The following is a 21,353-nucleotide window of genomic DNA, read 5'->3' on the forward strand; positions in this document are numbered from 1 at the left end:
ATGAAGGATAGCAAAGGAGAGACATTAAGATGCGCATGCGAAACCAGGAGGATGCGGTAAAAAGAATAGAACTGAAAAGCGCATCCAAGAGCATGCAGGCAGAAAGACTGTGGCAGTTTCTCCTGGCGGCGCTTCTTTTGATAGGAATGCTTAGATCCTACCTGGACTGCGTGACGCTTAGCGGAATGCATGCGTGGATACTTTCTGTTGCAGGAGGCGCTGCGCTTCTGTGCTGCGCCGTATTATCATCTCACCCAAGGACAAGCGCATATGCAACGCTTCCGCCTGTGGCGGCCGGAGTGATCTGGACTGTCATATCTGGAATCAGGGAGGTATATGGCGGCTTTCTGGGAGTGATGAATTATCTGATCAGCTGGTGGAATCTAAGATATGATGACGGGAAGAATCTGTTTCAGGGAGAAACGATCACTCAGCAAGGAATAGAGGCATTTTCCGTAGTAATGATCCTAGCGGTTACGGCGGTCGTGTGGGAGATGGTGCAAAAAAGGAGGAGCGTCCTGTCCGGAATTCTTTTGATGCTATATCTGGCTCCTGGCCTCATATTAGGCTATTTGTCTACAGTGACTGCCTCCATTTTGCTGACGGCCGGGGTCGGGATGTGGCTTCACCGGATTCAGGGAGGCAGGCAGTTGCAGAGAGGATTGTGGACAGCTGGTCTGGGAATCCTATTCTTTGCGTTAGCGGTTTGCGTAGGAGGAGAAAGCCTGAAGGGAATCGAGCATTTCCGCAAGGAAAGCGCCCGTCAGATCCGGGACATGCGGTTTGGCGAAGATTCGCTGCCGGAAGGCAATATGTATAGGGCGGATTCTATGCTTGACGGGGATGAGGAGACATTGGAGGTTGCAACAAGGCAAGTGAAGTCCATGTATCTTCGCGGCTTCGTAGGGGGCTGCTATGAAGAAGGGATCTGGACGCCGCTTAAGAATTCCGCGTTTGGCGGAGAAAATGCGGGAATGATGGGATGGCTCAAGAAACAGGGGTTCTATACAGCAAGCCAGTATTTCGCCTATGCCAGTATAAAAGAGCAGGAGGAGATTCCGAAGAACCAGGTAGAGATTAAAAATATCGGCGCGCGCAGAAACTATATTTACATGCCTTATTCCGCACAAAGGCCGAAGAAGACGCAGGCTCATCAGGAGCAGGATGCGAATTTCCAGTCATCCAGCTTCCTTGGAAGCAGGGAGTATGCCTATTCAGAGCGGTCAGAAAATATTCCGGCAGAATTGCTTCATGTATCAGGCTGGGTGTCCAGCCCTTCCGGGAAAGAAGAAAAAGCCTACCAGGAAGAGGAAGCAGTCTATCGCAGTTTCGTGTACGAGAATTATCTGGACGTGGATGATTCCCTGGTGGGCTTGATGGACTTCCTGTTCTGGGCCGATGCAAAGCCGGAGGAGAAGGATGGCATCTATACGTCTACCGACAGGATACGGACCATTTTAAGAGAAATGACATCTTATAAAGCGAATCCGGAAGCAGTGCCGGAAGGAGAAGAGCCCGTGCGCTGGTTTCTTACGGAAGGGCGGCAGGGAAATGCGGCGCTATATGCCACCACTGCGGTGCAGGCGTATCGTGCAAACGGGATACCGGCCAGGTATGCGGAAGGCTATCTGCTTAAGGAAGCGGAAGTGGCGGATTCCAAGAATGGAAAAGTCACGCTTACCAGCCAGGACAGCCATGCCTGGGCGGAAGTCTATACGGATGGCATCGGCTGGGTCCCGATTGATGTGACGCCGGGATTCTATTATGATACATATGCGTTGATGGAAATGGTACAGAAGCCTCAGGGAATCCAGCAGACGGCTGCCGTGGAAGATACGGAAAATGATGCGGATCAGGTTAATGACAAAGGTCAGAAAGGGACGGAGGAGGAAAAGGACAAGACTTCCGAAACCATTCTTCAGGCTGTGCTGGGGGCAGGGGTCATGGTGCTGATCGTTATAACGGCTCTGATCATATTTTTGGAGAGCCGGCGCTATCTATGTCTGAGGAGACTGGCTCGGAATTACCGGGATGCCGGGGAGGAAGGCAAGGCGCGCATTCTGTGCCATGCAGTCATCGAATTTCTGCGTATGGCTGGGATAGAAGCAATTCCCGGGTGGCAGGCGGAGGAGACGGAACAGGCATTGACGGAACTTGTGCCGGCCTTTCAGGAGGGAGAATACATTAGGGTCAGCCATCTGATAGAAAAGCATATCTATGGAGACGAGGAATTGCGGGCACATGAGAAGAGAGCCCTGGCGAGTTTCATTGAAAAGATGAACAGGGAGAGGAAGAGATTAAAACTGCAAAGGCGGCTTCGCATTCGCTATTGCAGATGGCGCATAAAGCAAAAGATATAGGCGCAATCCCTTGACAGTTCGGGCTATGTTATGCTACGATTTTTAGTACGAATTATATGCAAACGCAGTGACGAAGAGAGTACGTGGTAGGAAGTCCTACAGAGAAGTCCCCGGATTCCGGACAGGAACAGGCTGAGAGGGATGGGCGAAATACGGCGGAAGATGGCTTCCAAGCGGTGCAGTCGATAGGCTACATATAGTTAGTCCAGGTAGGCTGCAAAGGGTCCGCCCTTTAACGCGGTAGGGTGTATCTTAATGCACCTGCTAAGGCTTCCTGCCGCGAGGCAGAAGCGAACAGAAGTGGTAACGCGGGTTAGTCTCGTCTTCTCCGATTTTTCTTATCAAGAAGAATCGGAGATTTTTTTTCTTCATGGAGAACTGCAGCGTGTGCATATATCAGCAAAGAGGACAAGGAGAGGATTAGAAATGGATAAACAGAAGTACTATATTACGACAGCCATTGCTTATACATCGGGGAAGCCGCACATTGGGAACACGTATGAGATCGTGCTTGCGGATGCGATCGCCAGATATAAGAGAAGCCAGGGGTACGATGTATTCTTCCAGACCGGCACGGACGAGCATGGGCAGAAGATCGAGTTGAAGGCAGAAGAGGCAGGGGTTACGCCAAAAGAATTTGTAGATGGAGTTGCCGGACAGATTCAGACGATCTGGGATCTGATGAATACGTCCTATGACAAATTTATCCGTACCACGGACGCTGACCATGAAAAGCAGGTTCAGAAGATATTTAAGAAATTATATGACCAGGGGGATATTTACAAAGGATATTACGAGGGAATGTACTGCACGCCCTGCGAGTCCTTCTTTACCGAGTCCCAGCTGGTGGACGGCAAGTGTCCTGACTGCGGCCGCGAAGTGCAGCCGGCAAAGGAAGAAGCGTACTTCTTTAAGATGAGCAAATACGCGGATCGTCTGATCGAGCATATTAACAGCCATCCGGAATTTATCCAGCCGGTATCAAGGAAGAATGAGATGATGAACAACTTCCTGCTTCCGGGACTGCAGGATCTGTGCGTATCCAGGACATCCTTCAAATGGGGAATCCCGGTAGACTTCGATCCGGAGCATGTGGTATACGTGTGGCTGGACGCGCTGACCAACTACATCACGGGCATCGGCTACGACTGTGATGGAGAGAGCACGGAGCAGTTCAAGAAGGACTGGCCGGCGGATCTGCACCTGATCGGAAAGGATATCATCCGCTTCCATACCATTTACTGGCCAATCTTCTTGATGGCGCTGGATCTGCCGCTTCCAAAGCAGATATTCGGCCACCCGTGGCTATTACAAGGCGACGGCAAGATGAGCAAATCCAAGGGAAACGTACTCTATGCGGATGAACTGGTAGACTTCTTCGGCGTAGACGCGGTGCGTTACTTCGTGCTTCATGAGATGCCATTTGAAAATGACGGCGTGATCTCCTGGGAACTTATGGTGGAGCGCATGAATTCAGATCTTGCCAATACCTTGGGCAACCTGGTGAACCGGACCATCTCCATGACCAACAAGTATTTTGACGGCGCTGTCACGGATAAGAAAGTGGCGGATGACGAGGACGCAAAGGCCGTGGACGCAGACCTTAAGGCGGTCACGGAGAATACGCCAAAGGCCGTGGAGGCTAAGATGGATGAACTACGGGTAGCGGACGCCATCACAGAGATTTTCAATCTGTTCAAACGCTGCAACAAATATATAGACGAGACCATGCCATGGGCGCTGGCGAAAGACGAGTCTAAAAAAGACCGCCTGGAGACGGTGCTTTACAACCTGCTGGAAAGCATCAAGGCAGGCGCCGTGCTGCTGGAATCCTTCATGCCAGACACCTCCGCCAAGATTCTGGCGCAGCTGGGCGACGGCAAAGTAACCGATAAGCCGGAGATTCTCTTTGCAAGACTCGACATAGACGAAGTCATGAAGAAGGTAGAAGAACTCCATCCTCCGGTTGCTGAAGAAGTAGCAGAGGAAGAAGTCATTGATATCGAGGCAAAGCCAGAGATTACATTTGAAGAATTCGGCAAGATGCAGTTCCAGGTGGGCGAGATCATCGCCTGCGAGGAAGTGAAGAAGTCAAAGAAGCTGCTGTGTTCCCAGGTGAAAGTGGGAAGCCAGGTGAAGCAGATCGTATCCGGAATCAAGGCGCATTACTCTGCAGAAGAGATGGTCGGCAAGAAAGTCATGGTGCTTGTGAACCTTAAGCCGGCAAAACTGGCAGGAGTATTATCCGAAGGAATGCTGCTGTGCGCGGAAGACGCAGAAGGCAATCTGGCGCTGATGACCCCGGAAAAAGAAATGCCGGCTGGCGCACAGATCAGTTAAAATCTTCAAACAATAACAAAAAGGGACAGGATATGATGCAAAGTGACACGTAACACTTTTTAAAAGTGTTACGTGTCAAATTAACAAAGGAGATGAAGAATATGGATAAAATCAGAATTGGTATCGTGGGATATGGCAACATTGGCAGAGGCGTGGAGAAGGCCATCGCCCGCAACGAGGATATGGAACTGACGGCTGTATTTACGAGAAGAGACCCTTCAGGCGTAAAGATTGCAACCGAGGGTGTTGAGGTAAAGCATATCGATGACATGTTATCCATGAAGGATAAAATTGATGTGATGATGCTCTGCGGAGGCTCTGCGACGGATCTTCCGGTAATGGGGCCCCAGATCGTCCAGAATTTTAATACAATTGACAGTTTTGATACCCATGCCAGAATCCCGGAATATTTTGCAAATGTGGATAAAGCGGCAAAATCCGGTGGACATGTAGGAATCATCTCTGTGGGCTGGGATCCGGGAATGTTCTCGTTAAACCGCCTGTATGCAGAGTCCATCCTGGTACAGGGAAGCACCTATACATTCTGGGGAAAGGGCGTAAGCCAGGGGCATTCTGACGCCATCCGGCGCGTGGAAGGCGTAAAGAATGCCATCCAGTATACCGTGCCGGTTGAGGACGCCGTGGAACGCGTAAGGAGCGGAAGCGAGCCGCAGCTTACCACAAGGGACAAGCATCTGCGGGAATGCTATGTAGTGCCGGAAGAAGGGGCAGACCTTAAGAAGATTGAAGAGACCATCAAGACAATGCCGAATTATTTTGATGATTATGATACGACGGTTACCTTTATCACAGAGGAAGAGCTGAAAGAGAACCACAGCAAGATGCCTCATGGCGGATTTGTAATCCGAAGCGGCGAGACGGGGACGGATGGAAGCAAGCATATTATCGAATATTCCCTGAAACTGGATTCTAATCCAGAATTCACGGCCAGCGTGCTCGTGTGCTATGCAAGAGCTGCCTATCGTCTGGCGAAGGCAGGCGAGACAGGGGCAAAGACGGTATTCGATATCGCTCCGGCGCTTTTATCTATGAAGACGCCGGAACAGCTGCGCGCCGAGTTGCTGTAACAGCAGGTTTGGAGGAGACATGATATTCGAGACACATGCACATTATGATGACGAGCAATTTGATGAGGACCGCAGGGAACTCCTGGAATCCATGGCAGCGGGAGGCGTAGGCACGATCGTAAATGTAAGCGCTACTTATGAATCCTGCCAAAAGGTAGTAGATATGGTCCAGGAATATCCCTTCATGTATGCTGCTGTGGGCGTCCACCCGGATAATGTGGGCAGCCTGAATGAAGAGACGTTTGCAAGCATGAAGGAGTTATTCCGGAAGGATAAGGTAGTGGCGGTTGGCGAGATCGGCCTTGACTATTATTGGGACAACGAGTCCCATGAGACGCAGAAGGAATGGTATGTCCGCCAGCTGGACTTGGCCAGGGAACTGGATCTTCCGGTCCTGATCCACAGCCGGGACGCGGCGGCAGATACGATGCAGATTATGAAAGAGCACGCACAAGGGCTTAAAGGCGTGATCCACTGCTACTCCTACTCCATGGAAATGGCAAAGGAGTATGTGAAGATGGGCTTCTACATCGGAGTAGGCGGAGTCGTTACGTTCAAAAACGGAAGAAGGCTTAAGGAAACGGTGGAAGCGATACCGCTGGAATCCATCCTTCTTGAGACGGATTGTCCATATCTTGCGCCCGAGCCGTTTAGAGGCAAACGCAATAACTCTATGTATATCAAGTATGTGGCAGAGGAGATTGCAGGGCTGAAAGGAACGACTTATGAAGAGGTCGTGGCGCAGACGGAGGAAAATGCTAGGAAAATGTATCGCTTATAAATCATTAAAAAATCAGAAAGCGGATGGCTCTTTATGCCATCCGTTTCATCATCAACAGCGGGTCAGAGGACCGGCGGCTGTCTCTGAAAATTCATATTTTCTTAATATTATTTTATTTTTTTGTATATCATAAAAGCCCAGAGTATTGTATAATAATGAATATTACACAGGACTGGGGGAGTAAAGTTTCATGAGCAGGCCGACTTTGGGGAATCCGCAGAATACCATCGAGATCTTACAGAAATATCAGTTTACATTTCAGAAAAAATTCGGTCAGAACTTCTTAATTGATACCCACGTATTAGACAAAATTATCCGTGCCGCTGACATCGGCAAAGAAGACATGGTGCTGGAGATAGGGCCAGGCATTGGTACGATGACGCAGTATCTGGCAGAAGCAGCGGGAAAGGTGATCGCAGTAGAGATTGACAAGAACTTGATACCCATTCTATCAGATACGCTAAGCGGGTATGAGAATGTGCAGATTATCAATGAGGATGTACTAAAACTGGATATTCAAAGGCTTGTGGAGGAAGAAAATGCCGGGCGGCCGATCAAGGTCGTGGCCAACCTCCCTTATTACATTACGACTCCGATTATTATGGGGCTATTTGAGAGCCATGTGCCGCTTTACAGCGTTACCGTCATGGTACAGAAGGAAGTGGCGGACCGTATGCAGACAGGGCCGGGCAACAAGGATTACGGCGCGCTGTCATTGGCGGTCCAGTATTATGCCGAGCCTTATATTGTGGCAAATGTGCCGCCCAACTGCTTTATGCCAAGGCCGAAGGTGGGGTCTGCGGTGATACGGCTTACACGGCATGAGAAGCCGCCGGTGGAAGTAGAAGATGAAAGACTGCTATTTGATATAATCCGAGCGTCATTTAACCAGCGGCGCAAGACGCTGGCGAATGGGCTGAACAACTCGGACAGGCTGGATATTCCCAAGGAGGCGATCACAGAAGCCATCCAGCAGCTGGGAAAGGGGCCGTCCGTCAGGGGAGAGACGCTGACGCTTGAAGAATTTGCAAAGTTAAGCAATAGTTTGTGGCAATATATGCAGTAGGGCTATTGACTTTACTATAATAACCTGAAACACAACAACGAACAGAAAGGATGATGACTATGGCGACAAAGAGAGAGTATGCATTGTTTGAGATCACACCGGAGATTGAGCATTTTGCCCAACTTTGCGAAGACAATAATGCAATTGATAAGGAACTGTACACGAAGTACGAGGTAAAGAGGGGCCTGCGTGATGTGAACGGCAAGGGCGTCCTGGCCGGACTTACGAATATATCAGACGTATGCGCCACCAAGATCGAAGATGGCAAGGAAGTCCCGTGCGCAGGCAACTTATACTACCGTGGCTACAATATCAAGGATCTGGTACAGGGATTTTTAAAAGATGAACATTACGGATTCGAAGAGATCGCATATCTTTTACTGTTCGGAGAACTGCCGAATGAGAAGGAACTGTCTATGTTCCATGAGACGCTGGTAGAACGGCGCACGCTGCCGCCTACATTTGTAAGAGACGTAATCATGAAGGCGCCAAGCCGGGACATGATGAACAGCCTGTCCCGCTCCATATTGAATCTGTATACTTATGACGCCAAAGCGGACGACACATCCATACCGAATGTGCTGCGCCAGTGCTTGAACCTGATCAGCCAGTTTCCGATGCTGATGGTCTATGGATACCACGCATATAATTACCGTATGGGGGATGATCTGTTTATCTATGCGCCGTCCCCGGAACTGTCCACAGCAGAGAATATCTTGATGATGCTCAGGGAAGACCGCAAGTATACGAAGCTGGAAGCCAAGATCCTGGACATGGCCCTCGTGCTTCACATGGATCATGGCGGCGGTAATAACTCCACGTTTACCACCCATGTCGTCACGTCATCCGGCACCGATACATATTCCACTATTGCCGCGGCCATGGCGTCCCTTAAGGGGCCAAAGCACGGCGGTGCGAACATCAAGGTAACTCAGATGTTTGAAGACATGAAGGAAAATCTTTCTGACTGGGAAGACAAAGATGAAGTGCGCAAGTATCTGAACGACTTGCTGGAGAAAAAGGCATTTGACAAGAAGGGGCTGATCTATGGAATGGGCCATGCGATCTACTCCGTATCTGACCCAAGAGCTGATATCTTCAAAGTGTTCGTAAAGCAGCTGGCGAAGGAAAAGGGATACGAAAAAGAATACGCCCTGTATGAGATGGTGGAGCATATGGCTCCGGAAGTGATTGCTGAGAAACGCAAGATATATAAAGGCGTGAATGCTAATGTAGACTTTTACAGCGGACTGGTATACGGCATGCTGGATCTGCCGCCGTCATTATACACGCCGATATTCGCGGCAGCGCGTATTGTAGGATGGAGCGCCCACAGGCTGGAAGAGTTAAAGAACGTAGACAAGATCATACGTCCGGCTTATAAGCCGCTGGCGGCCCACAGAGATTATATCAGAATGGAAGACAGATAGATGGAAAATGAGTTTTACTACCCCTCCAGAGATGGCAAGACCCAGATCCACGCGATGGAATGGGTGCCGGAGGGAGAGATAAAAGGCGTGCTGCAGATCTGCCACGGCATGGTCGAATATATAAAGAGGTACCGGGAACTGGGCGAATATCTGGCAGAACGCGGGTATTATGTGACCGGCCATGACCATCTGGGACACGGGCAGTCTGTGCAAAGCGAAGCCGATTATGGATATTTTGATGAGACAAAAGGCAACCAGTATGTAATAGGCGACATACATAGGCTGAGGGAGATTACGATGGAGAAATTCCCGGATGCGCCTTATTACATGCTGGGGCACAGCATGGGTTCGTTCCTGCTCAGGCAGTACCTGACCTTATATGGCAAAGGGCTGGCTGGAGCCATTGTCATGGGAACCGGCTATCAGGGCACGCTGATACTTTCGGCTGGACAGTGCATCTGCCGTATTATCGCTGCGTTCAAGGGATGGAAATACCGGAGCAAGTTCGTAGACCGGCTTAGTTTCGGCGGATATAACAAGAGATTCGAGCCTGGAGAGACTTCCAAGGAATGGATCACCAGCGATAAGGAAAGGTGCCGGAAGTACGCGGAGGATCCTCTGTGCTCCTTCATGTTTACCTTAGGCGCATATTATCAGATGTTTGAAGGGATGAAGGCGCTGACCAGGGACGAAAGCATGGAGCACATTCCAAAAGACCTTCCTATGCTGTTTGTGTCCGGCAAGGACGATCCGGTAGGCGGATTTGGCAAAGGCGTAGAAAAGGTATTCGCCAAGTATAAAGACGCCGGAATGCAGAAGATATCTATGCATCTGTATGAGGGTGACCGGCATGAGATATTAAACGAGACAGACCGGGAACAGGTGTATGATGACCTGTTCCAGTGGATGGAAGATCAGAAAGGAGCGCGGCAATTTTAAGGTGCCGCGCTCCTTTGACCGAAAAAAATAAGGCGTCCATGGGGATGATTCGAATTTTTTTCGAAAATGTGATGAAACATTGACAATGAATAATTGAAAGAATAGAATAAACTCAAAATATAAGGGTACACAGACAAAGGCGTCGGAACTTTGTCTGCGTGCCTTTTTTTGTTGCATAAACTATGAATTTGGAGGAAGAAAAGATGAAAACATTGGGCTATTATAACGGTAAATTTGGCGAACTTGAGGACATGAGCATTCCGATGAACGACCGCGTATGCTGGTTTGGCGACGGCGTCTATGACGCAGGGCCGTCCAGAAATTATAAGATATTCGCGATGGATGAACATGTAGACAGATTCTTTAACAGCGCAGGCCTGTTAGACATAAAGATGCCGATGTCGAAGGAAGAATTAAAGGCGCTCCTGCAGGAGATGGTAGATAAGATGGATACGGGAAACCTGTTTGTATACTACCAGGCAACCAGGGGGACAGGAATCCGCAATCACGCATATACAAAAGGACCGGCCAACCTGTGGATCATGCTGAAGCCGGCAGAGATATCCGACGGAAAAGAACCTATAAAATTGATTACCTGCGAAGATACAAGATTCCTACACTGCAACATAAAGACCTTGAATCTGATTCCTTCCGTGGTGGCGACGCAGAAAGCCCAGGATGCCGGATGCCAGGAGGCAGTATTCTACCGTGCAGGAGGGCGGGTGACAGAATGCGCGCATAGCAATGTACATATTATCCAGGACGGCAAACTTGTGACAGCCCCAACCGATAACCTGATTCTTCCGGGAATCGCGAGAGCGCATATCATCAAAGCCTGCAAGAAACTCGGAATTCCGGTAAGCGAGACGCCATATACGCTGGATGATCTTTTTAAAGCGGAAGAAGTAATCGTATCAAGTTCCAGCAATCTCTGCTTGTATGCCAATGAGATTGACGGCAGGGCGGTAGGCGGAAAGAATCCGGAATTGCTGGAGAACATCCGCAGCGAAGTACTGAATGAATTTTATGAGGCTACAGAAGCAGAATAACAGACGGAAGGGTGAAGTCATGGGAGAGATTAGATTTATGGCGGCAGGAGACAGGGCTATGGTGGCGGAGTTTGGAAATGTGATTGACAATGCCGTCAATAACAAGATTCATCTCCTGGCCGCAAGGATTACGGCAGAACATCTGCCGGGGATAGAAGAACTGGTTCCGACATTTCGGTCCCTGATGATATATTACGATCCTCTGTACACTTCCTTTGGAGAGTTAAGACAGAGGATAGAGGCATTGGGGAGCATTTCCGGAGAGGCGGTCAGAAAGAAGAAGCGTATTCTTAAGATTCCCTGCTGTTATGGGGCGCGATTCGGGCTGGATCTAAGAAGCATGGAAGCGTATACCGGGCTCGACCGGGACGAGATTATAGACATCCACAGTTCCGTGGACTACAAGATCTATATGATGGGCTTTCTTCCTGGTTTCGTATATCTAGGCGGTCTGGATAAAAGGATTGAGATGCCAAGACTTGAGACGCCTCGCGTGAAGATACTTCCCGGGGCGGTAGGGATCGGAGGAGGCCAGACTGGCATATATCCGCTGGCGTCTCCGGGTGGCTGGAGGCTGATGGGAGGAACCCCTGTCGACTTCTATGATCCGGACAGAAAAGAGCCAATCCTTTGCAAGGCCGGAGAATACATACGTTTTGTACCAATTACCATCGGCGATTATTATGAGATCCGCCATCAGGTAGTAAAAGGAGACTATCAGGTAGAAATTGTGGAAGAAGGTGAAGAAGGATGTCCATAAAAATCACAATGCCCGGAGCGCTGACTACGGTGCAGGATGCCGGAAGGTTCGGCTATCAGAAATCCGGCATAGGAACCTCCGGGGTCATGGATCTGGAATCATACCAGAAGGCAAATTACCTGGTAGGAAATGAGTCCGGGGAAGCCGTCCTGGAGTTTACCTTATTTGGCGGAGCGATGGAATTAACGGAGGATGGGATAATCGCTATTACGGGTGCAGATATGGAGCCGACATTAAACGACAGACCCATAGCCATGAATCAGCCGGTTCCGGTAAGATCAGGGGATGTCCTTGCGTTCGGCATGGCAAAAGAAGGGTGCCGCTCCTATCTGGCCGTTGCCGGAGGCCTGGATGTCCCGGTGGTCCTTGGAAGCCGCGCTACCAATATGAAATGCAGGATGGGAGGATACGAAGGCCGTCCGCTTAAGGCAGGAGATGAAATCGCTGTCGGGGCAGACAGAAAAGACTTTGACCAGATAAAAGACAGGCGTGTCAAAGCCCGTCAGTATCTGTCGGAAATCACGGTAAGAGTGGTAGAAGGCCCTCAGGCGGAGTACTTTACCGAGGGAGGCAAGAAGACCTTCTATAAAGAAACCTACACCATATCTGACCAGAGCGACCGCATGGGCTATCGCATGGAAGGAAAGAAGATCGAAAGCGTTTCCGGCACCGACATCATATCGGACGGGATCGCATTGGGCTCCGTCCAGGTACCGGCCGACGGAAGGCCGATCGTGCTTCTTGCCGACAGGCAGACCACAGGAGGATATGCGAAGATTGCCACCGTGTGCTCCTTTGATATTCCCAAACTGGTGCAGGGTAGACCCGGGGACAGAGTCAGATTTGTCCGGATATCCGTAGAAGAAGCGCAGAAGATCAACAGAAAGCGGGGAATCTAGATGAAGAATTATTATGATATGAAGCCGACAGAGGTAAGGAAATTGATCCGTGAAGGGAAGATCGTGGGCCCGACTTCCGGAATGTGTGCCGGATATGCCCAGGCCAATTTGGTAATCCTGCCAAAAGAACTGGCTTATGATTTCCTTCTCTTTACGCAGAGGAACCCCAAGTCCTGCCCAATCCTGGAAGTCAGCGACGTGGGGAGCAGGAAACTGCATTACATCGCTGATGACGCGGATATCGCAACAGATATTCCGAAGTACCGCATCTACAGACAGGGAGAACTGGAAGGAGAGTACGGAAATGTGGAAGACTTCTGGCAGGATGACTTTGTCAGCTTCCTGATCGGATGCAGCTTTTCATTTGAATCGGCCCTTCTGGATGCGGGGCTTCCGGTGAGACATATTGAGGAACACTGCAATGTGCCAATGTACAAGACGAACATCCCCTGTACGCCGGCCGGGGTATTTGAAGGAAACATGGTGGTCAGCATGAGGCCGCTTCCCTATGATCAGGTGGCTGAGGCAGTGATGGTGACAGGAGAGATGCCACGGGTCCATGGCGCGCCGATCCATATCGGAGATCCTGAAGTGATTGGGATTATAGATATTGACCAGCCGGATTTTGGGGACCGCGTCACAATCCGGGATGGCGAAGTGCCAGTATTCTGGCCCTGTGGCGTGACGCCTCAGAACGTCATCATGAATGTCAGGCCGGATCTTGTTATCACGCATTCCCCGGGTCATATGCTGATCACCGATGTGAAAAACGTGGAATTAAAATATTAACGATATATCAGAGAGAAGGAATAAAGAATGTATGCGGTAGATTTGAACTGCGATCTTGGAGAAAGTTACGGAAATTATATCTGTGGAATGGATGAAGAAGTGATTCCCTACATTTCCTCCGCAAATATAGCCTGCGGATTCCATGCATCCGATCCAATGGTAATGGGCAAGACGGTTGCGCTGGCAAAAAAGCAGAATGTATGTGTCGGCGCGCATCCTGGCTATCCAGACCTGGTGGGGTTTGGAAGGCGTAACATGGCAGTCTCCCCGGAAGAAGTAAAGGCAATGGTACAGTACCAGATGGGAGCGCTGATGGCACTTTGTAAAGCGCAAGGCATGCGACTTGCGCATGTGAAGCCTCATGGAGCCATGTACAACATGGCAGCAAAAGATGAGAAACTGGCCCTGGCGATCTGCCAGGGAATCAAGGAAGTCGATCCGGAACTGATCCTGCTCGGCCTGTCGGGAAGCGAGATGCTTAAGGCGGCTGAAAAGATCGGGCTTAAGGCAGCCAGGGAAGTATTTGCCGACCGGGCTTATGAAGAAGATGGGTCTCTGGTGGCCAGAAGCAAGGAAGGCGCCATGATTACAGATGAAGAAGAAGCGATCAGAAGGGTCATAATGATGGTGAAGGAAGGAAAGGTTACAGCAATCACCGGAAAAGAGATTGCGGTAACCCCCCACTCTGTCTGTATACATGGAGATGGGCCGAAGGCACTTGCATTTGTTCAGAAGATACGCAAGACGCTGGAAGCAGAGGGGATTACGATAGCACCGCTTAAAGAAGTCATTGGCTAGACTGCCTGAGATGTCAGGCCGGGGATATGAGATGTAAAGGAGTGACATAGTTTGGAAGCACAAGCACAGGTTAAGAGGGAAACTGTAGAAGATATTATATTGCGCCATTCAAAACGCGGCATGCATGTACTGCGAAAATATATGGATACCCATTATTGCCAGAAAGCCGTGGAGAAACTCTTATCTCTGCCATATGGAAATATATTGCTCACCACAGGGTTCTATGTGGAAGGGCATGCAGAGACGGACGGGCCGCTTGGGACGATGACGCTAGGAAAGGCATTGGCCAAACTTGGCTACCATCCCATAATCGTTACGGATAAATACTGTAAGGGATTCTTCGAAGTAGAAGGCCTGGAGGTAAAATATGTGCATCTTGGCGATGGAAAAGAGGAATATGAGAAACTGCTGGAGGAATGCCAGCCGGTAGCACTGATCTCCATAGAAAGATGCGGGCGCAATGTCCAGAATGATTATGCAAATATGCGGGGGATCAGCATAAAGGACAAGACCGCAAGAACCGACATCCTGTTTGAAATGGCCAGGCAAGAAGGGATTCCTACCTTCGGGGTAGGCGATGGCGGCAATGAGATCGGAATGGGAAATCTAAAAGAAGTCATTATGAGCAAACTGGCCTTGACCCCTTGCGATATAGAAGTGGATGCCCTTATTATCGCCACAGTATCCAACTGGGGAGCATATGCGCTGGCGGCGTATATGCAGAAGATTAAGAAGATAAAAGTACTTCCTACATATAAGGAGATTGAAAATTATCTGAAGACTATTGTCAGGATGGGAAGTGTAGACGGAGTCACAAAAGAGCAGGCCATGAGCGTGGATGGATTCTCGCTGGAGGTAGAGCGTGAGATTCTGGAAGAATTGCATAGGGCCGTGAGATCCTATTAAGCAGAATCATCCCCGGGCGGCAGAGTTGCGTGAATATTCTTCTCCGTACGCAGTACATAGTGGGTGCGGGTCTGGCATACTCCGGCCTGGCCCTTGACCCACTGATGGATATGTTCAAGATGCTCGGGAGAACGGCAGGCCACCTTCAGAATGTAGTCGGAGTCTCCAGTAAGGTAATAGCAGGAAATGATGTTCGGATGCTCTCCTACATTCTCCACAAAGGAGTCATTGTAGCGGGGGTGCTCCAAAGTCACTTCAATCAAGGCAGTGACGGCATTGCCAATCCGGGAATCATTGGTTATGACGGTGTAAGATTCAATGATGCCCAGAGCCTCCATTTTCCGAATTCGCTCAATGACGGTGGAAACCGACAGATGGACAGCCTTGCTGATATCCGAGGCCTTCATCCTTGCATTTTCTTTTAAGTTTTTAAGAATCTCATAATCCAGATGATCCACCTTGCATCCTCCTTAAAAAGTAGATAAAAAACCTTGTGTTTATTTTAACATATGACAGTAAGAAAGGCAAAAGTGTCACGGGAGTTTTTTTCGTACATGCTATACTTAAGAAAAGTATCCGGATGATGATTACATGAATAGGAAAGATATCTGGAATACTAAAAATAAGTCATATGGAGGGACTACACATGAGGTTAAAAGACAAAGTGATTCTGGTCACAGCATCCACCAGAGGCATTGGCCTGGCTATCGCTCAGGCATGCGCGAAAGAAGGAGCCAAAGTCTACATGGGCGCCAGGAATCTGGAACGTGCCAAGGCGCGGGCTGACGAGATGAATGCGGCAGGCGGCAATGTAAAGTATGTTTACAATGATGCGACAAAAGAAGAGACATACGTGACGATGATTGAGGAAGTCATCGAACAAGAAGGGCACATTGACGTGCTTGTAAATAATTTCGGCTCATCAAATCCCAAGAAAGATCTTGGAATTGCCAATACAGACCCGGAGGTATTCATCAAGACGGTAAATATCAATCTGAAGAGCGTATTTATCGCAAGCCAGACGGCTGTCAAGTATATGGCGGAACATGGAGGCGGAAGCATCATCAACATCTCATCCGTAGGAGGACTGATACCAGATATCTCTCAGATTGCCTATGGAACCAGCAAAGCGGCAATTAATTATCTGACGAAGCTGATCGCCGTACACGAGGCAAGGCATAACATCAGATGCAATGCGGTACTTCCAGGAATGACGGCAACAGACGCGGTGCAGGATAATCTGACGGATGACTTCCGCAACTTCTTCCTGAAGCATACGCCAATCCAGCGTATGGGACTCCCGGAAGAGATCGCGGCAGCAGTAGTATACTTCGCAAGCGACGATGCCGCATACACCACAGGCCAGATCCTAACTATATCTGGAGGTTTCGGATTGGCTACGCCGATATTCGGAGATCTGTCTGAACGCTCAGACGCCCGCGGGTAGGCTTTCATGGGTTAATGTAATCAAAAGAAGAATCAGGAAAAGAGACAGCCAGGAGTGGCTGTCTCTTTTATCTATATTAATTATTCGAAGATAAATTTTATCCTTTCAAAACTTGACAGATAAATTGAATGAGTGTAAGATATAAGATACAAATGTCCATCATACCAAACAGGCATGGCATTTAACAATTTATGATTAGTTTGTCTGACAATTTCAATATGAGGTGATGGCAAACCGCTGTATACATAACGCAGGAGAAATAATTTAAAATGGAGGTATCACAATGAATAAAATGTCAAGGGAAGAAGCTTGGGAACTACTTACGGAATACACAAAGACGCCGGCGCTGCGTAAACACGCTTTAGCAGTTGAGGCAGTCTTGAAACATTTTGCCAGATTGAACGATGAAGATAGCGAAGTCTGGGGCGTTGCAGGCTTGCTGCATGATCTAGACTATGAAAAATTCCCAGATCAGCATTGCCAAAAGGCAGAAGAAATCATGCGCGAATCTGGAGTCGATGAAACGTACATCCGTGCAATGAAATGCCATGGGTATGGCATCTGTACAGATGTGAAGCCAGAAAGCAATCTGGAAAAAACACTGTTCGCGGTCGATGAGTTGACCGGACTCATAAATGCGCTTTGCCTAATGCGTCCTTCAAAAAGCGTGCTGGATTTGGAAGTGAAATCTGTAAAGAAGAAATTTAAAGATAAATCTTTCGCCGCCGGCGTAAATAGAGATGTGATTCGCAGCGGCTGTGAAATGTTGGGAATGGATCTGGATACCGTCATTCGTGAAACGATAGAGGGCATGAAAGAAAATGCGGAAGAAATCGGATTAAAAGGGAATCTATAATTTGGCATAAGTAATCAATAACAACGAAAACCCGCTAGCCATAAGGCTTGCGGGTTTTCGCTGTTGTTATAGTTATCTAAAGGAATGAGAGTAAAGCGCGCACCGGGCCTTTCCCGGTGTTTTACTTTATGAGGGGGGAGATAGTTGAGTGTTGATCAACTATCTGATACTTATTATAAAGGCTAATTGTGTCCAAAGTGTTTTCATTCTCTTAAAGAAAACGAAAAGTTCTTAAAAAGCTCTTAAGAAGGAGAAGAAAATGATACAAAAACCTCTGCTTGACATTCTTAGATTAAAATGTAACAATAGTTGCGTAACTGATGTAACATAATAAAACTTATATAGAGGTAAGCCAGTATGCCGCCAAAAGCAAAAATAACGAAAGAGATGATTTTAAATACGGTCCTGGAAATTACAAGAAAGACAGGATTCGAAACGGTAAACGCAAGAAGTATTGCAAGTAGATTACAATGTTCTACCCGGCCTATTTTTACCTGTTATGAAAATATGGATGAATTAAAAAACGAATTTCTTGCTTTTGCTTATGAATATTATGAGCAGTATGTCACTGACTATCGCAATTCTACGAAGGTCAGCCCCTTATTGCTCCTTCCTCTTTCTTACATTGAATTTGCCCGGGAAGAAACTCATTTATTTAAGTTATTATTTATTAATGATATGGATTTGAAGATGAAAGAGGCCAAGGACTTTTATGAAGAAGCGGATAATGAGGAAAGGGCAAGGCTTTTTTCAGAAACTGTTGGAATAGGGCTGGAACGCGCAAGAGTAATATTTTTGGATTTATTCCTTTATACCCACGGCATAGCAGTCCTAACGGCGACGAAAAAGATAACATTAGATAGGAGCAGCGCTGAAACAATGGTGGCAAATGTATTGTCGGCTTTTATAAAGCGTGAGAAACCAGATTGGAATGATGAATATCTAAGGAGTACAAAATGAGAACTAATCAACATTTGATCGACTTTTACAATCATTATGATGAGGATAGCCGCCTGGCAATGAAGCATGGCTCTGTAGAGTTCCTCACCACGATGCATTACATTGAAAAATATATAAAGCCCGGCGACCATGTGCTAGAAGTCGGCGCGGGTACCGGACGCTACTCCCACGCGCTGGCACGTCAGGGATACGAGGTTGACGCAATAGAACTGGTGGAGCACAATATAGATATTTTTCGTCAAAATACAAAACCAGACGAAACGATAACGATCACCCAAGGAAATGCTATGGATTTAGCCGGCTATCCAGACGATAAATATGAGATTACGCTGCTGTTGGGCCCGCTGTACCACCTTTACCGTATAGAGGATAAAAGACAAGCGCTGCGGGAAGCAATTCGCGTAACTAAACCAGGCGGCGTGGTTTTTGCCGCGTATGTGATCTCCGATGGATGTCTTCTTGACGAGGGATTCCATCGTGGCAACATCAATGTTGCAGAATATATTAGGAAAGGATTGCTTGACGCTGAAACATTTGCCGCCAAGTCTGAGCCAAAGGACTTGTTTGAACTTGTCCGTAAGGAGAATGTCGACGAGTTAATGTCCATATTCCCAGTGACCCGGCTGCATTATGTGGCCACAGATGGCTGCGCCTTACTGATGCGGGAAGCGTTGGACGCAATGGATGATGATACTTTTGAATGGTACCTGAGATACCATTTTACGACCTGCGAGCGGGAAGATCTAATTGGCGTTACGAGTCATGCGGTTGATGTATTCAGAAAGAATGTGAGAAATATAAATGGTTTATAATATGTAGAAACAGCGAAAACCCGCTAACCTTTCGGCTAACGGGCTTCGTTGTTGTTATAGTTATCTAAAGGAATGAGAGTAAAGTGCGCACCGGGCCTTCCCCGGTGTTTTACTTTATGAGGGGGGAGATAGTTGAGTGTTGATCAACTATCTGATACTTATTATAAAGGCTAATTGTGTCCAAAGTGTTTTCATTCTCTAAAAGAAAAAGAAAAGTTCTTAAAAACATCTTAAGAAGGAGTTAAGCAATGCTTAGGAGGGCATTTAAGAACGGACGAGAGGCCATCAGTCCAGCATGTCCGAATACAAATGAAGTGACTTTGAAAAAGCGGAGTGTTACAATGGAAGAGATCATGATGGTCTATGATTTATAACTGATAAATTGAGAGAAAGGACAAGAGATAATGGAATATAAAGTGAATGACCAGGAACTGAATGCTTCAACGTTTATTACGTTTGTGAATAGGGTATGGCCAGGGGATTATGATCTGGATAAGACGCAGGCTGCGCTGTCGAGAACATTGAATATCACAGCTTACGATGAAAAGGAACTTGTGGGCTGTCTGCGGATTCTTTCAGACGGCTATTATTTTGGAACCATTACAGAACTGCTTGTTCTTCCAAAGTATCAGAAGCAAGGAATTGGGAGCAGGCTGCTAACGCTTGCCAAAGATAACACTCCGACCATGCTGTATTTCGGCGCACAGCCAGGAGCAGAAGGATTTTATGAAAAAAACGGATGTCAGAAGAGTCTGCAATCCTATTTAATAGATAAAGAAGACTAAAATTTGAAAGGCATTTTAGGTTATGAAAGAACATAAGTATGAGGTATTGCTGGCATCCGTTATTGCTGCCCGCGCTACATCATTTATATTTAGCAAAATGATTTTGGAGTACATAGACACGTTTAATCTGCTGGCGATACGCTGCTTGCTGGCATTTGCAATTCTGGCAGTGCTGTTTTTTAAAAGATTAAGAGACATGCCGTTTAAAACCGTGATTTCCGGTGTTATTGTGGGGATTTTATTCTTCCTTGTCATGAGTGCAGAGCTAACTGCGCTGAAAGAGGCTTCGTCCTCCACGGTTTCGCTTTTGGAAAATTGCGCGATCATCTTCGTACCATTGCTAGAGGCAATTCTACTTTGGAGGCTTCCAAGCGGAAGAATCATGATCAGCGCATTGGCGGCGTTTCTTGGCGTGGCCTGCCTCACTTTGGCGCAGGGCGGACTTACTGGCGGCGTCTTTTGGGGACTGCTGTCAGCGGTACTCTATGCCATTGCTATTATTGTGACGGCAAAAGTATCCCAAGGCTCTGGCGATCCTCTGTGTATAGGAATCGTACAGGTTGGTACCATGGGCGTTCTTGCCCTTTCCGCATCCTTTCTATTTGAAACTCCCGCACTGCCAGCTGGAAGCAGGCAGTGGATCATGATAGGAATTCTTGCAGTTGTGTGTACCTGCTTTGGTTTTACATTACAGCCGATGGCTCAAAGCAGAATCTCAGCGGAGCGCGCCGGTATATTTTGCGCAATAAGTCCGGCGATAGCAACTTTGCTTGGCGTGGCCGTATTACATGAAAATATTGGGTTCCTGGGGATTGCTGGATTGATTTTGATACTGTCCAGCATAGTCATTGCATAAAGCATGTAAAAATGTCGTAAAGTATGCAATGACATTTTTATCTATAGTCGAAGAATATGGTTTTAAAAGGGGCTTTCCCATGGCAGATATCCCGCTTGGAATAGTATAGATCAATCTTTAGGGTAGCAGGAGTGCCATTAATAGAATTGTGCTTATCTTCGATATCCCGGATGATTTCATCTGATTTCCAATATTTATAGACAAGAACTTTTAATTCGGTATCTCTGGTTCCAGGAGTATTAAATGACATGCTGCTAAGTACATGGTAATCAGGGAGATTAATGTAGTAATTAACACCATTTAACAGTTGGATTACTAGAAATAAGATAATTAACTTCTTTTTCATGTTCATATATCTCGCTTTCAAATTATTTAGAGAGGATAACTGTATAGTACCTCACTGTATAGTGAATTACTATATAAAAATTTATC

General features: G+C 47.7%; 22 protein-coding genes. 20 read left to right on the forward strand and 2 right to left on the reverse strand.

Features of this window, described 5'->3' with window-relative positions; translation table 11 throughout:
* The first annotated feature begins 29 nt into the window (after positions 1–29).
* The 13 genes from K0036_RS00365 to K0036_RS00425 all read left to right on the forward strand — a co-directional run bounded on the left by K0036_RS00365 (position 30) and on the right by K0036_RS00425 (position 15,205).
* Positions 30–2,360: a transglutaminase-like domain-containing protein gene (locus K0036_RS00365; RefSeq protein ID WP_220430438.1), complete on the forward strand. Its 2,331-nt coding sequence runs from the start codon at positions 30–32 to the stop codon at positions 2,358–2,360.
* 426 nt (positions 2,361–2,786) lie between these two features.
* The gene (gene metG / locus K0036_RS00370; RefSeq protein WP_220430439.1) at positions 2,787–4,700 is read left to right on the forward strand and encodes a methionine--tRNA ligase; all 1,914 of its coding nucleotides are present in this window, start codon (positions 2,787–2,789) and stop codon (positions 4,698–4,700) included.
* 101 nt (positions 4,701–4,801) lie between these two features.
* Complete coding sequence (locus K0036_RS00375; RefSeq protein WP_173694696.1) at positions 4,802–5,788, forward strand: diaminopimelate dehydrogenase; 987 nt, start codon at positions 4,802–4,804, stop codon at positions 5,786–5,788.
* A 19-nt stretch (positions 5,789–5,807) separates the two neighbouring features.
* Positions 5,808–6,569 carry a TatD family hydrolase gene (locus K0036_RS00380; protein ID WP_220430440.1) on the forward strand — a complete coding sequence of 254 codons (762 nt, stop codon included), beginning with the start codon at positions 5,808–5,810 and terminating at the stop codon, positions 6,567–6,569.
* A 190-nt stretch (positions 6,570–6,759) separates the two neighbouring features.
* On the forward strand, positions 6,760–7,635 hold the full coding sequence (rsmA, locus tag K0036_RS00385; protein WP_220430441.1) for a 16S rRNA (adenine(1518)-N(6)/adenine(1519)-N(6))-dimethyltransferase RsmA: 876 nt from the start codon (positions 6,760–6,762) through the stop codon (positions 7,633–7,635).
* A 50-nt stretch (positions 7,636–7,685) separates the two neighbouring features.
* Positions 7,686–9,065 carry a citrate/2-methylcitrate synthase gene (locus K0036_RS00390; protein ID WP_412193713.1) on the forward strand — a complete coding sequence of 460 codons (1,380 nt, stop codon included), beginning with the start codon at positions 7,686–7,688 and terminating at the stop codon, positions 9,063–9,065.
* On the forward strand, positions 9,066–10,004 hold the full coding sequence (locus K0036_RS00395) for an alpha/beta fold hydrolase (RefSeq protein WP_220430442.1): 939 nt from the start codon (positions 9,066–9,068) through the stop codon (positions 10,002–10,004).
* Positions 10,005–10,207: 203 nt separating this feature from the next.
* Complete coding sequence (locus K0036_RS00400; protein ID WP_025646266.1) at positions 10,208–11,053, forward strand: aminotransferase class IV; 846 nt, start codon at positions 10,208–10,210, stop codon at positions 11,051–11,053.
* Between the two features lie 19 nt (positions 11,054–11,072).
* Positions 11,073–11,813 (forward strand): 5-oxoprolinase subunit PxpB, encoded by a 741-nt coding sequence (gene pxpB, locus K0036_RS00405; protein WP_025646259.1) that lies wholly within the window; start codon positions 11,073–11,075, stop codon positions 11,811–11,813.
* A complete protein-coding gene (locus K0036_RS00410) occupies positions 11,804–12,712 on the forward strand; it encodes a biotin-dependent carboxyltransferase family protein (protein ID WP_173694701.1) in 909 nt (302 codons plus the stop codon). Before pxpB ends, K0036_RS00410 begins: the two co-directional genes overlap by 10 nt.
* On the forward strand, positions 12,713–13,501 hold the full coding sequence (locus tag K0036_RS00415; protein WP_173694702.1) for a putative hydro-lyase: 789 nt from the start codon (positions 12,713–12,715) through the stop codon (positions 13,499–13,501).
* A 27-nt stretch (positions 13,502–13,528) separates the two neighbouring features.
* Positions 13,529–14,299, forward strand: a complete 771-nt coding sequence (locus K0036_RS00420; RefSeq protein ID WP_220430443.1) for a LamB/YcsF family protein — start codon at positions 13,529–13,531, stop codon at positions 14,297–14,299.
* Positions 14,300–14,350: 51 nt separating this feature from the next.
* A complete protein-coding gene (locus K0036_RS00425; RefSeq protein ID WP_025646253.1) occupies positions 14,351–15,205 on the forward strand; it encodes a DUF4392 domain-containing protein in 855 nt (284 codons plus the stop codon).
* Here K0036_RS00425 and K0036_RS00430 read toward each other — a convergent pair.
* A complete protein-coding gene (locus K0036_RS00430) occupies positions 15,202–15,663 on the reverse strand; it encodes an Lrp/AsnC family transcriptional regulator (RefSeq protein WP_025646251.1) in 462 nt (153 codons plus the stop codon). The two genes, K0036_RS00425 and K0036_RS00430, sit on opposite strands and share 4 nt — an antisense overlap.
* A 188-nt stretch (positions 15,664–15,851) precedes the next feature.
* Between K0036_RS00430 and K0036_RS00435 the strand changes: the two genes are divergently transcribed.
* The 7 genes from K0036_RS00435 to K0036_RS00460 all read left to right on the forward strand — a co-directional run bounded on the left by K0036_RS00435 (position 15,852) and on the right by K0036_RS00460 (position 20,921).
* Positions 15,852–16,652 (forward strand): SDR family NAD(P)-dependent oxidoreductase, encoded by an 801-nt coding sequence (locus K0036_RS00435; protein WP_025646248.1) that lies wholly within the window; start codon positions 15,852–15,854, stop codon positions 16,650–16,652.
* Positions 16,653–16,935: 283 nt separating this feature from the next.
* The gene (locus K0036_RS00440) at positions 16,936–17,508 is read left to right on the forward strand and encodes an HDIG domain-containing metalloprotein (RefSeq protein WP_220430444.1); all 573 of its coding nucleotides are present in this window, start codon (positions 16,936–16,938) and stop codon (positions 17,506–17,508) included.
* 357 nt (positions 17,509–17,865) lie between these two features.
* Positions 17,866–18,468, forward strand: a complete 603-nt coding sequence (locus K0036_RS00445) for a TetR/AcrR family transcriptional regulator (protein WP_025646244.1) — start codon at positions 17,866–17,868, stop codon at positions 18,466–18,468.
* Entirely contained in the window at positions 18,465–19,280 is an 816-nt protein-coding gene (locus tag K0036_RS00450; protein WP_220430445.1) for a class I SAM-dependent methyltransferase, read from the forward strand. Before K0036_RS00445 ends, K0036_RS00450 begins: the two co-directional genes overlap by 4 nt.
* A gap of 248 nt (positions 19,281–19,528) precedes the next feature.
* Positions 19,529–19,654: a hypothetical protein gene (locus K0036_RS18895; protein ID WP_259283355.1), complete on the forward strand. Its 126-nt coding sequence runs from the start codon at positions 19,529–19,531 to the stop codon at positions 19,652–19,654.
* A 30-nt stretch (positions 19,655–19,684) separates the two neighbouring features.
* Positions 19,685–20,065 carry a GNAT family N-acetyltransferase gene (locus K0036_RS00455; RefSeq protein WP_025646240.1) on the forward strand — a complete coding sequence of 127 codons (381 nt, stop codon included), beginning with the start codon at positions 19,685–19,687 and terminating at the stop codon, positions 20,063–20,065.
* Between the two features lie 22 nt (positions 20,066–20,087).
* Positions 20,088–20,921: a DMT family transporter gene (locus K0036_RS00460; protein ID WP_220430446.1), complete on the forward strand. Its 834-nt coding sequence runs from the start codon at positions 20,088–20,090 to the stop codon at positions 20,919–20,921.
* Between the two features lie 37 nt (positions 20,922–20,958).
* Here the strand turns inward: K0036_RS00460 and K0036_RS00465 are convergent, their stop codons facing one another.
* On the reverse strand, positions 20,959–21,267 hold the full coding sequence (locus tag K0036_RS00465) for a hypothetical protein (protein ID WP_220430447.1): 309 nt from the start codon (positions 21,265–21,267) through the stop codon (positions 20,959–20,961).
* Positions 21,268–21,353 lie beyond the last annotated feature (86 nt).

The sequence above is a fragment of the [Clostridium] scindens genome, from assembly GCF_019597925.1.
Lineage (GTDB): Bacteria > Bacillota > Clostridia > Lachnospirales > Lachnospiraceae > Clostridium_AP.

Excerpts from the sequence above, each read along its gene's own strand:
- K0036_RS00365 (WP_220430438.1), top strand. The coding sequence starts at position 30 with ATGCGCATGCGAAACCAGGAGGATGCGGTAAAAAGAATAGAACTGAAA.
- metG (WP_220430439.1), top strand. The coding sequence starts at position 2,787 with ATGGATAAACAGAAGTACTATATTACGACAGCCATTGCTTATACATCG.
- K0036_RS00375 (WP_173694696.1), top strand. The coding sequence starts at position 4,802 with ATGGATAAAATCAGAATTGGTATCGTGGGATATGGCAACATTGGCAGA.
- K0036_RS00380 (WP_220430440.1), top strand. The coding sequence starts at position 5,808 with ATGATATTCGAGACACATGCACATTATGATGACGAGCAATTTGATGAG.
- rsmA (WP_220430441.1), top strand. The coding sequence starts at position 6,760 with ATGAGCAGGCCGACTTTGGGGAATCCGCAGAATACCATCGAGATCTTA.
- K0036_RS00390 (WP_412193713.1), top strand. The coding sequence starts at position 7,686 with ATGATGACTATGGCGACAAAGAGAGAGTATGCATTGTTTGAGATCACA.
- K0036_RS00395 (WP_220430442.1), top strand. The coding sequence starts at position 9,066 with ATGGAAAATGAGTTTTACTACCCCTCCAGAGATGGCAAGACCCAGATC.
- K0036_RS00400 (WP_025646266.1), top strand. The coding sequence starts at position 10,208 with ATGAAAACATTGGGCTATTATAACGGTAAATTTGGCGAACTTGAGGAC.
- pxpB (WP_025646259.1), top strand. The coding sequence starts at position 11,073 with ATGGGAGAGATTAGATTTATGGCGGCAGGAGACAGGGCTATGGTGGCG.
- K0036_RS00410 (WP_173694701.1), top strand. The coding sequence starts at position 11,804 with ATGTCCATAAAAATCACAATGCCCGGAGCGCTGACTACGGTGCAGGAT.
- K0036_RS00415 (WP_173694702.1), top strand. The coding sequence starts at position 12,713 with ATGAAGAATTATTATGATATGAAGCCGACAGAGGTAAGGAAATTGATC.
- K0036_RS00420 (WP_220430443.1), top strand. The coding sequence starts at position 13,529 with ATGTATGCGGTAGATTTGAACTGCGATCTTGGAGAAAGTTACGGAAAT.
- K0036_RS00435 (WP_025646248.1), top strand. The coding sequence starts at position 15,852 with ATGAGGTTAAAAGACAAAGTGATTCTGGTCACAGCATCCACCAGAGGC.
- K0036_RS00440 (WP_220430444.1), top strand. The coding sequence starts at position 16,936 with ATGAATAAAATGTCAAGGGAAGAAGCTTGGGAACTACTTACGGAATAC.
- K0036_RS00445 (WP_025646244.1), top strand. The coding sequence starts at position 17,866 with ATGCCGCCAAAAGCAAAAATAACGAAAGAGATGATTTTAAATACGGTC.
- K0036_RS00450 (WP_220430445.1), top strand. The coding sequence starts at position 18,465 with ATGAGAACTAATCAACATTTGATCGACTTTTACAATCATTATGATGAG.
- K0036_RS18895 (WP_259283355.1), top strand. The coding sequence starts at position 19,529 with ATGCTTAGGAGGGCATTTAAGAACGGACGAGAGGCCATCAGTCCAGCA.
- K0036_RS00455 (WP_025646240.1), top strand. The coding sequence starts at position 19,685 with ATGGAATATAAAGTGAATGACCAGGAACTGAATGCTTCAACGTTTATT.
- K0036_RS00460 (WP_220430446.1), top strand. The coding sequence starts at position 20,088 with ATGAAAGAACATAAGTATGAGGTATTGCTGGCATCCGTTATTGCTGCC.
- K0036_RS00465 (WP_220430447.1), bottom strand. The coding sequence starts at position 21,267 with ATGAAAAAGAAGTTAATTATCTTATTTCTAGTAATCCAACTGTTAAAT.